Annotated in this window: 15 protein-coding genes; 3 read left to right on the plus strand and 12 right to left on the minus strand. The window is 47.9% G+C overall.

Annotated elements, in window-relative coordinates; all coding sequences use genetic code 11:
- Window positions 1-236 precede the first annotated feature (236 nt).
- The 4 genes from JNUCC32_RS13545 to JNUCC32_RS13560 form a co-directional block, all read right to left on the minus strand.
- Window positions 237-1,151 (minus strand): DnaD domain-containing protein, encoded by a 915-nt coding sequence (locus JNUCC32_RS13545; RefSeq protein ID WP_192572400.1) that lies wholly within the window; start codon window positions 1,149-1,151, stop codon window positions 237-239.
- Between the two features lie 181 nt (window positions 1,152-1,332).
- On the minus strand, window positions 1,333-1,575 hold the full coding sequence (locus tag JNUCC32_RS13550; RefSeq protein WP_192572401.1) for a hypothetical protein: 243 nt from the start codon (window positions 1,573-1,575) through the stop codon (window positions 1,333-1,335).
- A gap of 165 nt (window positions 1,576-1,740) precedes the next feature.
- Window positions 1,741-2,019, minus strand: coding sequence for a group-specific protein (locus JNUCC32_RS13555; RefSeq protein ID WP_192572402.1), 279 nt, complete (start codon window positions 2,017-2,019; stop codon window positions 1,741-1,743).
- Window position 2,020: 1 nt separating this feature from the next.
- Window positions 2,021-2,230 (minus strand): helix-turn-helix domain-containing protein, encoded by a 210-nt coding sequence (locus tag JNUCC32_RS13560; RefSeq protein WP_228468957.1) that lies wholly within the window; start codon window positions 2,228-2,230, stop codon window positions 2,021-2,023.
- A 228-nt stretch (window positions 2,231-2,458) separates the two neighbouring features.
- Between JNUCC32_RS13560 and JNUCC32_RS13565 the strand changes: the two genes are divergently transcribed.
- The 3 genes from JNUCC32_RS13565 (at window position 2,459) to JNUCC32_RS13575 (ending at window position 4,562) form a co-directional block, all read left to right on the plus strand.
- Window positions 2,459-2,911: a helix-turn-helix domain-containing protein gene (locus JNUCC32_RS13565; protein ID WP_192572403.1), complete on the plus strand. Its 453-nt coding sequence runs from the start codon at window positions 2,459-2,461 to the stop codon at window positions 2,909-2,911.
- 10 nt (window positions 2,912-2,921) lie between these two features.
- Window positions 2,922-3,332: an ImmA/IrrE family metallo-endopeptidase gene (locus JNUCC32_RS13570; protein WP_192572404.1), complete on the plus strand. Its 411-nt coding sequence runs from the start codon at window positions 2,922-2,924 to the stop codon at window positions 3,330-3,332.
- 75 nt (window positions 3,333-3,407) lie between these two features.
- A complete protein-coding gene (locus tag JNUCC32_RS13575; protein WP_192572405.1) occupies window positions 3,408-4,562 on the plus strand; it encodes a site-specific integrase in 1,155 nt (384 codons plus the stop codon).
- Between the two features lie 70 nt (window positions 4,563-4,632).
- Here the strand turns inward: JNUCC32_RS13575 and glnA are convergent, their stop codons facing one another.
- From glnA to JNUCC32_RS13615, 8 genes are all read right to left on the minus strand, one after another.
- The gene (glnA, locus tag JNUCC32_RS13580) at window positions 4,633-5,961 is read right to left on the minus strand and encodes a type I glutamate--ammonia ligase (RefSeq protein ID WP_015734665.1); all 1,329 of its coding nucleotides are present in this window, start codon (window positions 5,959-5,961) and stop codon (window positions 4,633-4,635) included.
- 61 nt (window positions 5,962-6,022) lie between these two features.
- The gene (locus JNUCC32_RS13585; protein WP_006209652.1) at window positions 6,023-6,433 is read right to left on the minus strand and encodes a MerR family transcriptional regulator; all 411 of its coding nucleotides are present in this window, start codon (window positions 6,431-6,433) and stop codon (window positions 6,023-6,025) included.
- An 81-nt stretch (window positions 6,434-6,514) separates the two neighbouring features.
- Window positions 6,515-7,768, minus strand: a complete 1,254-nt coding sequence (locus JNUCC32_RS13590; RefSeq protein ID WP_192572406.1) for a methionine gamma-lyase family protein — start codon at window positions 7,766-7,768, stop codon at window positions 6,515-6,517.
- Window positions 7,769-7,915: 147 nt separating this feature from the next.
- Window positions 7,916-9,208 (minus strand): GTPase HflX, encoded by a 1,293-nt coding sequence (gene hflX / locus JNUCC32_RS13595; RefSeq protein WP_192572407.1) that lies wholly within the window; start codon window positions 9,206-9,208, stop codon window positions 7,916-7,918.
- A 120-nt stretch (window positions 9,209-9,328) separates the two neighbouring features.
- The gene (locus JNUCC32_RS13600; protein ID WP_096773369.1) at window positions 9,329-10,312 is read right to left on the minus strand and encodes an AAA family ATPase; all 984 of its coding nucleotides are present in this window, start codon (window positions 10,310-10,312) and stop codon (window positions 9,329-9,331) included.
- Between the two features lie 82 nt (window positions 10,313-10,394).
- Window positions 10,395-11,048: a YdcF family protein gene (locus JNUCC32_RS13605; protein ID WP_192572408.1), complete on the minus strand. Its 654-nt coding sequence runs from the start codon at window positions 11,046-11,048 to the stop codon at window positions 10,395-10,397.
- Window positions 11,048-11,605 (minus strand): ribonuclease FAU-1 family protein, encoded by a 558-nt coding sequence (locus JNUCC32_RS13610; protein ID WP_015734660.1) that lies wholly within the window; start codon window positions 11,603-11,605, stop codon window positions 11,048-11,050. Before JNUCC32_RS13610 ends, JNUCC32_RS13605 begins: the two co-directional genes overlap by 1 nt.
- 99 nt (window positions 11,606-11,704) lie before the next feature.
- Window positions 11,705-14,398 (minus strand): PBP1A family penicillin-binding protein, encoded by a 2,694-nt coding sequence (locus JNUCC32_RS13615; protein WP_192572409.1) that lies wholly within the window; start codon window positions 14,396-14,398, stop codon window positions 11,705-11,707.
- Window positions 14,399-14,425 lie beyond the last annotated feature (27 nt).

Consider the following 14,425-nt stretch of genomic DNA (forward strand, 5'->3'; position numbering starts at 1 on the left):
CATATCGGTAACTGCTGAGTTCGCTCGAGCAATATACGTATGCAGCTGGCTTTTCCTTTTCACCTACTGGACAACCTAATTGAGTGCAACGTGTGTACGTCAGCAAAATGTCTGCAACCGGTTCAGGAGCGCTCACCCATTTACCTTCCCACACCCATTTGCCGTCGATTTCGACCTGTCGAGGTATGAGGCATGGCATTCTGGACGCTTGCGCCTGAGCTTTGTTCAGCCATAACCTACGCATCTGGTTTATCCGACATCTGACGAGCAAACTCCATCATCTCGGCCATTTGTTCATCAGTTATATGATTGTCAGGTGGCGGTTCGTTAGTCATGATTGGAATTGACGGTTTGCCTGATTTACTTTGGGAGCCTGTCCGTTTCTTTGGCTGCTCCTTCGTCCAAGGTTCATCAATCCCCTCAGCTTTCCAGTTCTTTAAAATGCCTTCTACGTAGGATATCTTTCGTTTACCGGCTACTACAGATCGCTTCATTGCCTCACATATCCAACGTTCACCGTATGTAATCAACATGTCGTCGATCTGGTCTTTGATCACAGGACTAATGGTCCCGAAGCCTTCATTTTCAAACATTCTATAAGGATTCATTTCAAACTCAGGACGACTACTACCGACTGGATTGATCGGGTTTGGTTCTGTTGGTTGTTGTTCGGTTTGGTATGGTTGGTTAGGTTCGGTTATGTTGTGTTGGTTGTGTTGGTTAGGTAGCCCCGTGACTCCTTCATTCGTCACGGTTGTGTCACGCGCGACGAATGCGTGACGGTCATCTGATTGTTTAGCCTTTTCCCGTGACTTTCGTTTCCGTTGAGTGTTTTGCTCTCGTTTTTCAATGAGTCGGCCAGCATAATTAAACCAGTCATGTATCAGAAGATGTCCGTTGTCCTGATCGATGAACCTTGCATCTGTAAGCACGGAGAGCAATTGATCGGCATCACCCTCCCACTGCATGGCATCTGCGATATCATCAGGTTCAAACTTTGTTAAATCACCATCTGGGGCATAGTCCATGGCCCAATACCAAAGCAAATGAAGAAGTCCGACCATAGTAGGAATAGATACCTTAAGCTTACGAGCACATCTTTTGGTTTTAGGGTGTCCGGGTAAAGACTGGTGACTTTCTATCCACGCCAAAAACGTGACCTCCTTCCGTCTGCTGCTGCATGTATCTGTGACATGCTCTTGTTGTCACGGCTATGTCACGTGTGACGGATGCGTGACATAGCCTAGTAAATCCTGAATAATTTCACGACGACTTGTTGAGCCATCTCAAATTTGGTATAATCGATGTACAAAATTTTTAAAAAGTTCCGACTTAGATCACGTTTCCCAGACGTGATCTTTGTTCTTTTTTGGGTATTCTATTGCATGGCTCCGGTTCTTCCGCCGGATCAATGCGCAACAAAGTCCCTTTTAGTGACCTGATTCTTTGATCCAATGAAATCATTAATTTAAGATCTTTAGCGGCTTCCGCCTCCATAAATTCGCGGTATAGAGAGTTGAGTTCTTTCCTGATCGAGCGGCGTTTCTTGTCCCTACTAGAAAATACATCCTTCAAGATTCTGCCTCCTTTCTCCGTAACTCTGCTTCCAACCTGGCGGCCTCATTGCTCATCAGGTCAAAGCCAGCATCATTCAACAAATGTCCATGAATTAATAACTTACGGATTTCATTCAGCCTAGAAGTTGCAGCACATCGTTGTTCTAAACGCTCAGGAGACAATTTATTTGCCCCCTTGCTCATAAAGCCAATGTTGTAAAAACTCTCTCGTTTCACGAACTGGAAAATACCACTTTCCACCGATTTTCACCTTAGGGAACCGCTTATCATTAAAAAAGTTATCCTGAATGGTATTCCAGCTCATGCATGTCCGTTTTTTTAATTCTGAGGAATCCCAAAAGACATATTCGGCATCAATTTCTTTAATTAACTCCGTTATACGTTCTCTGCATAGCTTCTTTACCTCCGATTCATCTATATTGATTTCGAGTAATCCGTTCATTTCAATTCCTCTCCTTTATCTTGGGTAACACTCTGAACTCCAGATCCAGAGCGTCACAAATTTTATTTAGTGTTGTTTCATTCCATCTTCTGCTGCCATTGAGCAAGTTGTGCATATACTGTGGCGAACAACCTATTAAATGAGCCAGCTCTGATGGATTAAGCCCTTTACTATCGATAATCGGTTTTACTTGTTCTGAAATACTCATCATTAATCACCTCCTTGTTTAAATATTAATCTAATAGATTAATATAATCAAACGAAAAATTAATCAAATAGATGCATTTTCAAGCATTTTCCTTTATTAATCCTATTGTTTAATTTATTTGCTCATTTTTTCGTCCATTTGCTCCATTTTTAATCTATTTGATGTTTGTTTATTAATCTATTTGTTGATAATATATAATCATCAATTAGTTTAAAGGGGTTTTGGAAAATCATGCCTGGTTATCCCAATAGAATAAGAGAGCTAAGAAAACTCAAGGATATTAGCGGTGTGGATGTTGCCGAATATCTTGGAATTACTCCACAATACTTATACAACCTAGAAAAAGGAACACGATCTTTGAGTACAGAAATAGCATCTAAGTTAGCTGAATACTTCAATGTATCAGTTGATTATCTTTTAGGTCGATCAGTTGAGAAATCGTCAGAATCAAACCCATTAGAAATTCCAGAATGGGCTTCTGCAAAAGACATAGCTGACTTCAAAAAAATGCTTGAGGATGATAAACCTGTCATGTTTGATGGGGTTCCCATTGAGGGCGAAAAACGTCAACGAGTGTTGGATGTTTTAACGGGGCTGTTTTGGGAGGCAAAAGAATTAAACAAAGAAACTTACGGTAGAAAGAACAACAAAACTAAAGACACCTCAAACGACAACAAAGAGTAGGTGGTTCAGTTTGGATACTACTATTCATAAACTTGTACGAAAGTTTAAGACAAATGACCCCTTCGAGATTGCCAAAGGATTGAATATTCTGATTCGATATGCAGAGTTTGATGAAGGTACACGAGGACTATACTACCGAAAGCTAAGGCGAAGGTTTATCGTAATTCACAACGGTTTAGACGAGCAATGGCAAAAGGTAGTTTGTGCTCATGAACTCGGGCACGATAGGTTACACCCAGGCATAAGCCGTTTCTGGCTTGATGAGCACACCTTTTTTAACGCCGGAAAATTTGAAAAACAAGCTAATGTTTTTGCACTGAAACTCCTTACCTATTCGACTAACCAAAACGAAGATGAATCCTTAGAAAATTATCTTCTTCGTTGTGGTATTCCAAAAGAACTTCATAACCTCTATTCATAACCTTGCGCTTTCACCGCTGCAAGGCGGTTTAACATACATATTAAGGGGAACTGGCGTTCCTATGGAGGGAATTGAATGGCAAATTTCAAGAAACACAGTACAGGCTGGGAATACCGAGTGAAATATAAAGATCCCTTCACTCAGAAATTCAGAGAAAAATCACAAAGAGGTTTCCTCACAAAAAAAGAAGCGCAGTTGGCTGCTGCTGATTTTGAGAAGAAAATCAATGAAGGTTTTGAACAGACCGATGATATTGAATTATCTACTTTTCTCCAAAATTGGCTTAAAGAATACAAGGAGGGGACTATTAGGAAAAACACGTTGATTTTGCATCAGAATAACATTGATAATCACATCGTTCCATATTTCAAACAAATTAGAATTAAAGACATCAAACCAATTATGTATCAGAAATTTCTAAACTCCTTAACAGAAAGCAACTACAGTAAAAGAACTGTTGAATTGGTTCATGCCACAATGCATAATGCTATGGAAAAGGCTGTTACTCTTTGCAAAATCGAAAAAAATCCTTGTAATGGAGTAACCATCAAAGGACATAAAAAGGAACAATCTGTACAATTCATTGAATCTTGTGATATTCCCAAATTTCTACAATCTGCTCATCAGTATGGGTACATCTATTGGATTTTCTTTAAAGTGCTTATTGAGACTGGAATGCGAAAAGGTGAAGCAGCAGCGTTGCAATGGACAGACATTGATTTCAAGAATCAAACTATTAATATTAGTAAAACCCTTGATTTTAGTGCTAAAGAAAATGAGAGCCTATTCGGGGATACAAAAACTTTTAATTCAAAAAGAACAATACGAATGAGCAAGTCACTTGTAAACGATCTGAAGTATCATCTGAATTATCAAAATCAAAACAAGCTAGCACTAAATAATGTTTACAGACACGATCTCAACCTAGTTCTTTGTAAAGATGATGGAAAATTCATTCCTAAGTCTTCACTCTTTAATTCATTCTCAAGAATCCTAAAGCGCGCAGGCATACCCAGCATGCCAATACACGGTCTTAGACATACACATGCTGTACTAATGCTTGAATCTGGAGTTGATATGAAATATGTCCAGGAACGTTTAGGTCACGGAAGTATACAAATAACCTCTGATATTTACGCTCACATCTCCAAAAAAATCGAAACAGACAACATGGAGAAATACGAGAAGAATAATAATTTCGGGGGCATTTCGGGGGTGAAACAAGAATAGCTATCATTCCACACCACCTGCCCCCAAAAACAAAAAACCCTCACGCCTTACGGCGCAAGGGATTCCTCTATTAATACATTGTAATGTACTGATCGCGTTCCCATTGGTGAACTTGCGTTCTGTACATATCCCATTCGATCTCTTTCAGCTCGTAGAAGTGAGCCAGCGCATGGTCACCGAGTGCATCGGAAATGACTTCGCTGCGGATCAATTCGTTGAGCGCTTCCTTCAGGTTTGCCGGCAAGCTTGGGATGCCTTCCTCGATGCGCTCTTCTTCCGTCATCACGTAGATGTTGCGGTCGATCGGTGCCGGAAGCGACAGCTCACGCTTAACGCCGTCCAAGCCAGCTTTCAGCATGACAGCCAGAGCCAGATACGGATTCGCAGCCGGATCCGGGTTACGCACTTCGATGCGCGTGCTCAGACCGCGGGATGCTGGAATACGAATCATCGGGCTGCGGTTACTTGCAGACCATGCCACGTAGCAAGGTGCTTCGTAACCAGGCACGAGACGCTTGTACGAGTTCACCGTCGGGTTCGTGATCGCAGCAAACGCGCGTGCATGCTTAAGAATACCCGCCATATAGTTCCGAGCCGTTACGCTCAGGCCAAGCTCGTCGCTCTCATCAACGAACGCGTTCTCGCCGCCTTTGAAGAGCGATTGGTTGCAGTGCATGCCGGAGCCGTTTACGCCGAATAGCGGTTTTGGCATAAACGTTGCAATCAGCCCATGCTGACGAGCGATCGTCTTAACAACCAATTTAAAGGTTTGAATCTGGTCAGCCGCTTTGATCGCATCTGCGTACTTGAAGTCGATTTCGTGCTGGCCAGGCGCAACCTCATGGTGAGAAGCTTCGATTTCGAAGCCCATCTCTTCCAGCGTCAGCACGATGTCACGGCGGCAGTTCTCGCCGAGATCCGTAGGCGCCAGGTCAAAGTATCCGCCTTGGTCATTCAGCTCCATCGTCGGATTGCCTTTTTCGTCGGTTTTGAACAGGAAGAATTCCGGCTCCGGACCGACATTCATGGAAGTGAAGCCCATCTCTTCGGCTTCCTTCAGTGCTCTCTTCAGAATGCCGCGCGGATCTCCCGCAAACGGGGTGCCGTCCGGCATGTAAACATCACAGATCAGACGTGCGACGCGATCCTCGGATACCCAAGGGAAGATCATGAAGGTATCCAGATCCGGGTACAGGTACATATCGGATTCCTCGATACGCACATACCCTTCGATGGAAGAACCGTCAAACATCATTTTATTATCAAGCGCTTTAGGCAGCTGGCTTACCGGAATTTCAACGTTTTTGATCGTTCCCAGCAAATCTGTAAATTGCAAGCGGATAAATCGAACATTTTCTTCTTTGGCGATGCGTAGAATGTCCTCTCTGGTATAACTCACTTTATCCTCTCCTTTTTAAATAAAAAACTAGGCTCCATGAAGAATGACAGCATGGCAATCCTTATTTATTAAAAAACCGGGATAATTCCCCTTGAATCAATGAAACCTGACCCGGTCTTTTAGCGGTAATCAATTCCTGCTTCAGCAACCGGCGCAGCTGCGACTCCGACATCTCACGGCGTCTGTTCTCCGTATCCGGCGTAATGACGGTAGCCTCTTCAGACTCTTTCGTGACCGGGTTCATGACTTGCTTAATGCCGGCAATGTTCACGCCTTTTTCAATCAAAGCCTTAATCTCTAGCAGTCGCTCCACATCATTGAAGGAAAACAGGCGTTGGTTGCCCGACGTACGGGCTGGGACAATTAAATTATGCTGCTCATAATAGCGAATTTGTCTGGCAGATAGATCCGTAAGCTTCATAACAATGCCTATCGGAAATAACGCCATATTCCTCCGAATCTCATCACCCATATCTCATCAACCTTCCAAGTGGTTATTCTGATCCTATTGTACATTTCCTGATCAGCCACGTCAACCGCATGTAAGGATAACTTACAATAGTTTACGATCTTTCATGCTTTGGAGTGCCATAAGTACCCCATATTTAACATGAGAATAAGTCAAACCACCCTGCATGTAGCCGATATAGGGTGAACGGATAGGCGCATCCGCGGACAATTCCAGGCTTCCTCCCTGAATGAACGTGCCTGCCGCCATGATCACCGGATGCTCATATCCCGGCATATCCCAAGGTTCGGGAACCACATGGCTGTCCACGGCAGCGGCCCGTTGAATCCCTTGTACAAAAGCGATCAGATGTTCCGCTCCGCTAAAAGATACCGCCTGGATCAAATCGGTACGCTCATCCTGCCAGCCCGGCTTGGTCGTAAATCCCACGGCTTCAAACATCGCAGCAGCATAGACGCTTCCCTTAATGGCTTGCCCGACGGTGGAAGGTGCCAGGAATAAGCCCTGATAGATTCCTCGGGTTGTTCCCAGCATTGCCCCTACTTCACGTCCGATTCCGGGTGCAGTCAACCGATACGCCGCCTGCTCGACATAGGCTGCTTTGCCGCATATGTAGCCGCCGGTTTCGGCAATGCCGCCGCCAGGATTTTTGATTAGGGAACCCGCCATCAGATCAACGCCGACCTCCGTCGGTTCCAGACGCTCCGTAAACTCACCGTAGCAGTTATCCACAAACACGATTACATCCTCGCGAATGGACCGTATACGGCTTACCATCTCGCCAATCTGGGCAACGGTAAACGAAGACCGCCAATCATATCCCCGGGAACGCTGGATACCGATAACTTTCGTTGAAGGCGCGATGGCACTCTCAACCCGCTCCCAATCAATGTCCCCTTGTTCTGTCAGGGCCACCTCACGATAGCCGATACCGAAATCGCGCAGCGATCCGGTGCCGTCCCCGGGCTCGCCAATGACTTTATGCAGCGTGTCGTAGGGACGCCCTGTAATATACAGCAGCTCATCTCCCGGTCGTAATACACCAAACAAAGCCGTCGAGATCGTATGGGTTCCCGAAGCAAAATGGGGCCGGACCAAGGCTGATTCGGCTCTGAATACGTCAGCGTAAACTTCATCCAGCACTTCACGGCCACGATCATTATAGGCATAGCCGGTGGAACCCGCAAAATGGAAATCACTCACCTGAAATTTCTGGAAAGCATCAATGACCTTCCACTGATTAAAATCAACAATGGTGTCAATCTCCCGTATACGCCGACTGATTTTGGACTCAATCTCACTGCTCAATTCAAGTATATCTTGCGAAAATCTTGCCATGACAAACTGCTCTCTCCTCTTATACACATGATGTCTCACATCTTAACACATATTTTTGTTACATAGAACTCATCAACGTTTCAAAACCGCCCCGAACACGCAATATAAGCCCCTGAACAGGGGCTTATGCGCATTTACTACCTATGCTTAAGATCCATTCTGAACGTACTCATGAAGCAAATAACCCATCTTTTCATAATCCGCTTTATTGATCCGGACCTCATAGAGGATATCATTCTCGTCAAAAGACTGCTCCAGGACGTCTCCGACCCGGTATACTACCGAGTTCAAATCGCCGCGGTCGGCCGGAATCCGGAACGTGACGTTGCCTCCGGAGAGCCGGTCCTGAATCGCTTCGCGCACCGATTCCAAATCCTGATCAACGTACGCACTGATCTTTAATTGCCCCTCACCCGTCGGCAGCATTTCCAGCTGGCCCGGCTCACATGCATCCTTTTTATTAAACAGGACGATTTGAGGTTTATCGGCGGCTCCCAAATCCTGAAGAATGGACTGAACCACCGCCATCTGTTCGTCCCGCATAGGTGAAGAAGCATCCACGACATGAAGGATCAGATCGGCTTCGTTTGCTTCTTCCAGCGTCGCACGGAACGCAGCCACCAGATCATGGGGAAGATTCTGTATGAATCCTACGGTATCCGTAAGCACGACTTCTTTGCCGCTTGGCAGCTCCAGCACGCGCGAAGTGGGATCCAGCGTCGCAAACAATTGATTTTCGATGTAAACGTCTGCGGCCGTTAACCGATTCAACAAAGTCGATTTGCCGGCATTGGTGTAACCGACAAGCGCAACCTGCACGGCCCCGCTCTTCTTCCGGCGTTCCCGATGGAGCTTCCGATGCCGGGTGACTTCATCCAACTGCCGCTTCAGATCGCTGATTCTGTCGCGAATATGCCTGCGGTCGGTTTCGAGCTTGCTCTCCCCCGGTCCGCGCGTCCCGATTCCCGCTCCGAGCCTGGACAGATTTTTGCCATGTCCCGATAACCTCGGGAGCAGGTACGTAAGCTGGGCCAGCTCCACCTGGATAATTCCCTCACGCGTTTTCGCCCGCTGCGCGAAAATATCCAGAATCAATTGAGTCCGGTCGATAATCTTGACATCAAGCGATTCTTCCAGATTTCGAACCTGCGCTCCCGATAATTCCTGGTCGAATATGGCCGTGGTTGCGCCTAAGCCATCAATCGCCATGCGCAGCTCTTCGACTTTCCCTTTGCCGATGAACCATTTGGAATCCGGCACTTCCCTATTTTGCGTAATGACATCCAGCACCTCTACTCCAGCGGTTTCGGCCAGCTGAACCAGCTCCTGCAGCGAGTGTTCCGGATTAATCCCGGTGCGTTTAACCGCGTCCGTTACCAAACTGACCAGAACGGCCTTATCTTCGATCTCTGTCCGGGTATCATGCGTTATATTTGTCATATAGCAACTCCTTCTAACGATACGTCTCCTAATTTAACTAACCGCTGCTGCCTGCAATAAACATTATGATCCAAAGAAAGCAGCGTTACCCCTTCATTATGTTCGAAGACAAGCTTAAAATCATTGTAATTTTCCGTTTAACTTAAAGTCCTCCGGCCGCAGGGTCATAAGCTCCAGCTTGCCGGGATTTCCGGTTACGTACTGATTCAGCAGCCGAACCGATTGATTCCTTATCGATTTCTCGATGACATTCCTTACATAACGTGCATTACTGAAGGCGTGTAGTCCGTGATCCTTCTCCATCTGCAGGTGTTCCTTGAGCTTGCTCAGCGACTGCGGCATCAAGATATAATCCCTCTCCTTCGCCATCAGCTCGGAAATCTGGATCAGTTGATCCAGATTGTAATCGGGGAAGTCCATCTGGATCGGAAAACGGGAATAGAGACCGGGATTTGAATCCATAAAAAAATCGATCTCGTCGCTGTAACCCGCCAGAATAAGAATGAACTGGTTTTTATGATCCTCCATGGCTTTGACAAGCGTATCGATCGCTTCCTTGCCAAAATCCTTCTCGCCTCCGCGCGCGAGGCTGTAGGCCTCGTCGATGAACAAAATGCCACCCAACGCCTTCTTGACCAGTTCCCTGGTCTTTTGTGCCGTGTGGCCGATATATTCGCCTACGAGGTCCGCCCGCTCCACTTCGACCAGATGACCCTTATTCAGCACGCCCATCTTCTGAAACAGCTTCGCCACGATGCGGGCGACCGTCGTTTTGCCCGTACCGGGATTTCCTTTGAAAATCATATGGTATACATGACCGCCGCTTAATAAGCCTGCTTCCGAACGCATCTGGGCTACTTGAAGCAGAGCATAGATTTCAAACACCAGGTCTTTGATCTGTTCGAGACCTACCAGCTGATCCAGCTCTTTTTGTATTTCCTGGAATAGACTGTGCTGGGAAACAGGGTTCGGCGAAGGGGCCGGTTCGCGTTCCGGAACCGCACTGCTGATGAGTGGGGGTTCCGCGCTGCGGAGCACGACATTTATCTGCCGGGATGGCCGTCCTTCAGATCGGCCGTTAGCGGCCGTTACACGCCCGTTCATTGCTCCTCACCTCTTTATCCAAAGGGCTGACTATCTATTCCAATGTATTCTATTTACAGCCTGCTTATTAGAAGTTTCGTCCTCATAGGACACCCATGGCGATCAACAGCCGATCCGCCGTCCATTTCGTATAAGCCAGCACTTCCCGGGACTTGTGCTTGGCCATGGGCAGAACGGTAGATTCCGTCAGCGACATCGAGGGTTGATCGTAGCCAAGGGCTGTTGCGACCTCCATGGCCCTCGTCCCGTGGTAATCATGGGTTACAATGATAGCGGTGTTCCACCCGTGCTCCTCCATGATCGCTTGGCTGTATAGCAAATTCTCGTAAGTGCTCGTAGCTTCGTTCTCAAGGAATATTCGTTCTTCGGGCACCCCTGCCTCGACCAGGAAGTTTCTCATCCCCTCGGCTTCGGTATAATTGTAGTCGGGTTTATCCAGACCGCCTGTAACAATGAAGGTATCAAATCGACCGGCATTATACTCAACCAGCGCATGCTCAAGGCGTTCGCGAAGGCCGGGACTTGGTTGATCCCCCCACATGGAGGCGCCCAAAATGATGCCGACGTCCGCTTTCTCCGCCGGTCTGCTGACGGCGCTTTCGATTTTCCAATACGCATAACCTGACCATAAAACTCCGAGAACGACGAGCGAGAGCAGGGTATAGATCCCTCGCCGATACCACGCTCTCTTTCTTGTGCCTGCGGTCGGCAGGCCTTTATGTATTTCCTGACGCATTATTTCTTCCTCCTGAACTCTCCGTTATGAAATAACTGGTCGCGATGCTTCAGTGACATCATAAAGTAAGGAAATTCATGTGCGTCGATGGCCCGAAGCAGGTTCCGAGCAGTCACCTTGGCAAGCCTGTAATCATCCCGGGTAATATCATTCCGGCGCAGGGCATCCTCAAGCTCATCTTCATCCAGCAAGAACACTTCGCCATTCTTGACGACCACAACGTCCAGGTATAGATCGTCAAACCATGGAACGCCCTGATCGGTTACACCCTGTTTCTTGCAAATATCGATATACCATTGAACAATATTTCGCTTGTCGTCAAACATGGCCGTAACGATGTAATGGCTGTCCTTGGGATAATACTGCAGCCATGAATAGCCTTTGTCCGCGATTCGGTAAGTATGACGGCCATACGTCTTCCACAACGGTTCTTTCAGGCCATAGATGGTATATAACGTGAGATACCCTGTAAATTGCTCACATTCCACATACCGGGAAGTGAAGTGCCGGCGCGTGATACGGCGCCAATTCGCCCGATCTCCGAATTTACGTTTCATGGAACTTTTCCTCCCCATTCGTATTCCCAGCTTACCACATTTGGGTAACACACTCAAAACAAAGAAGCCTCCGCAAACATGCGGAGGCTTCCGAATTTATTATGGGCTGTCTTGGGACTGGTCAGGCGCGTTCGCCGGATCCGACGGATCCACGATCGTTCCCGGAACCGTAGGGATATTGCCGCTATCCGTGTCGGTTCCTCCCGTGCCACCGTCACCGGAGCTCGTTCCATCTCCAGAGCCGTCCGTTCCGTCGCCGGGATTTTGGCCATCCTGACCATTCCCAGCTCCGTTTCCATTGTCAGGCGGAGTCGTTCCGTTTCCGTTTCCGTTGCCGTTTCCGTTTCCATTCCCATGGCCTTCGCCATTGCCATTGCCCGGTTCGCCCGAACCGTTGCCGTTGCCGTTACCATTCCCATTGCCGTTACCATTCTCATTACCCGGCATCTCGTTTCCTTCCCCGTTCTCACCATTATCCACCGGTGGCGGTTCTTGAGTGTCTCCCGGATCGGGTTCCAGATCCTCAGGCGGCAATTCCTCGGAAACAGCCACGATCTGCAAAATGTTCGAAGGTTCCGATTCATCGCCGGTTGATGGATCGAAGGCCGTTACGTAATAATCGTATGTCAATCCTTCCATCGCACTCATATCCTCAATGGAGGTTCCACCCAAAGAATCGAGGATACGCGTGTACTCGGACTCGGACGTTTCCTTACGGTATATGCGGTACTGAACATTGCCTTGAACCGGATTCCAGCTCAGTGATACGGTCTGGGTCTCCCCGTTATAAGAGCCCGTCAAACCGCTGACTGCGCTTAATGACGGTTCTTCTACAGGCGGCTGTACCGGCTCGACATTCGGGAAATTCTTGGCTTCATAGCCTTGAACCGCCTTCTCCATCACTTTGCCCCATAAGGAAGCAGAGATCGAGCTGCTTCGCTTCAGCAGATGCTGGCGGTCAGGATTATCGTAACCCATCCATACAGCTGCCGTTAATTCCGGCGTATAGCCGACAAACCATACGTCGCGGTTCGAGCTGACGCCCTTGTAGCCGCTCTGCGTGGTTCCCGTCTTACCGGCTACCGGACGGCTGATCCGGGCATTCTTACCCGTTCCGTCCTCTACGACGCGGCGCATCATGTCCGTCATTTGCGAAGCCGTCGTCTCGCTCATCACGCGCTTCCCTTTGCTGCCTTTGTTCTCATGCACAACCTTGCCTTTGTTGTCTTTAATTTGTTTGATCGCAAAAGCCTCTTTGAATTCTCCGCCATTGGCAAAAGCGCTGAAAGCTTGAGCCATCTCAAAGGTGTTCGTACCGGTATCCATGCCGCCGAGGGCCAAGGATAGGTTCGCATCCCCTTCGGACATCTTGATGCCGAGACTTTGCGCGAAATCAAATCCGGTTTTCACGCCGATTTGGTTCAATAGCCATACGGCCGGGATGTTCTCGGAACGCTGAATCGCTTCCGGCATGCCGATCGTCTCCGAGTAACCGTGCAGGTTATTCGGACAGTAATTGCTGCCGAAACACTGCTTCTTGTTGCTGAGTCTCGAATCCTTCGTAAATTTGCCGGATTCGAGCGCCGGTGCGTAGGATACAATCGGCTTCAAAGCGGAGCCCGGCTGACGACGGCTGTCGGTAGCCCGGCTGAACCCGCCGCGCGTATACTCCCGACCGCCGACCATGGCGACGATCCCGCCGGTCTCTTGGTTAATGATGACCATGGAGCCTTCGACCTGCACGTCATCCGGACTTTCTTCGAAGTTGGCCGGATTATTGAATTCCTCTTCCATGGCCGTCTGGGCATTCACGTCCATCGTGGTATAAATCTGATAACCGCCTATGTTAACGTCATCCTCGGTAAGGCCCCACTTCTCTTCGGCCTCTTCCATGACATAATCGATAAACGCCGTATACTTCTGTTGTCTTTCAGGCGGCGTATAGGCATAGTCCACCTTCTTGGCTTCCGCTGCCTCTTCGGCCGTGATATATCCCTGTTGTTCCATCAGGGTAAGGACGACCGCGCGCCGCTCTTTGGAAAGGTCGGGATTCTTGAGCGGATTATAGCGGGACGGCCCTTTCGGCATTGCCGCAAGCGTCGCCATTTCCCATAAATCCAGCTTGTTCAGATCCGACTTGCCGAAATAACGCTCGGATGCAGCTTTGATGCCGTAATAAGGTCCACCGAAGTTAATCCGGTTCAAGTACATCTCGATAATTTCTTGTTTGCTGTGCTGACGCTCAAGCGCCAGCGCGATCGACATTTCAGTCGCCTTACGGAAGAATGTTTTGTCCCGGGTCAGGAATATATTCTTCGCCAGCTGCTGCGTGATCGTGCTTCCGCCTTCCACCATGGACCGGGCCATGATATCCTTGACGGCTGCACGGCCGATCGACCACATGTCCACGCCGTTATGCTCCATGAACCGTTTATCTTCAGTTGCAATGAATGCTTGTATCAATTTCTCCGGAATATCCTCGTACTTCACGGGATCGCTCTTCTGCAGGGACAACTCGCCCATCAGCGTTCCGTTGCGGTCATAAACTTTGGAAGTACCGTAAGCGGTCAATTTATCCTGATTCTGTTCCAGCAGCTTTTCTCCGCTGATCAGGATGAACAAATAACCTGCAAGCGCGCAGAAGATCGCAATGACGGCCGTGAAAAACAGCGCCCATGCAATTCGCTTTCCCTTGCCCTTTTTCTTCTTCGCATTCGGTTTCGTGGTTTTGGATGTCTTCGAGTTGTCTTTGTTTTTATTCAACCGAGACATCTGATTATCTTTTCCAGCCATTTGTCCCCCTCCTTACTCCCTTGCGGG

The sequence above is a fragment of the Paenibacillus sp. JNUCC32 genome (assembly GCF_014863545.1).
Lineage (GTDB): Bacteria > Bacillota > Bacilli > Paenibacillales > Paenibacillaceae > Paenibacillus_AQ > Paenibacillus_AQ lautus_A.

What these genes read in the sequence shown, in the direction of transcription:
- JNUCC32_RS13610 (WP_015734660.1), bottom strand. Translation starts at nt 11,605, where the DNA reads ATGAAACGTAAATTCGGAGATCGGGCGAATTGGCGCCGTATCACGCGC.
- JNUCC32_RS13590 (WP_192572406.1), bottom strand. Translation starts at nt 7,768, where the DNA reads ATGGCAAGATTTTCGCAAGATATACTTGAATTGAGCAGTGAGATTGAG.
- JNUCC32_RS13585 (WP_006209652.1), bottom strand. Translation starts at nt 6,433, where the DNA reads ATGGGTGATGAGATTCGGAGGAATATGGCGTTATTTCCGATAGGCATT.
- JNUCC32_RS13555 (WP_192572402.1), bottom strand. Translation starts at nt 2,019, where the DNA reads ATGAACGGATTACTCGAAATCAATATAGATGAATCGGAGGTAAAGAAG.
- JNUCC32_RS13605 (WP_192572408.1), bottom strand. Translation starts at nt 11,048, where the DNA reads ATGCGTCAGGAAATACATAAAGGCCTGCCGACCGCAGGCACAAGAAAG.
- JNUCC32_RS13565 (WP_192572403.1), top strand. Translation starts at nt 2,459, where the DNA reads ATGCCTGGTTATCCCAATAGAATAAGAGAGCTAAGAAAACTCAAGGAT.
- JNUCC32_RS13600 (WP_096773369.1), bottom strand. Translation starts at nt 10,312, where the DNA reads ATGAACGGGCGTGTAACGGCCGCTAACGGCCGATCTGAAGGACGGCCA.
- JNUCC32_RS13575 (WP_192572405.1), top strand. Translation starts at nt 3,408, where the DNA reads ATGGCAAATTTCAAGAAACACAGTACAGGCTGGGAATACCGAGTGAAA.
- JNUCC32_RS13560 (WP_228468957.1), bottom strand. Translation starts at nt 2,230, where the DNA reads ATGATGAGTATTTCAGAACAAGTAAAACCGATTATCGATAGTAAAGGG.
- hflX (WP_192572407.1), bottom strand. Translation starts at nt 9,208, where the DNA reads ATGACAAATATAACGCATGATACCCGGACAGAGATCGAAGATAAGGCC.
- JNUCC32_RS13615 (WP_192572409.1), bottom strand. Translation starts at nt 14,398, where the DNA reads ATGGCTGGAAAAGATAATCAGATGTCTCGGTTGAATAAAAACAAAGAC.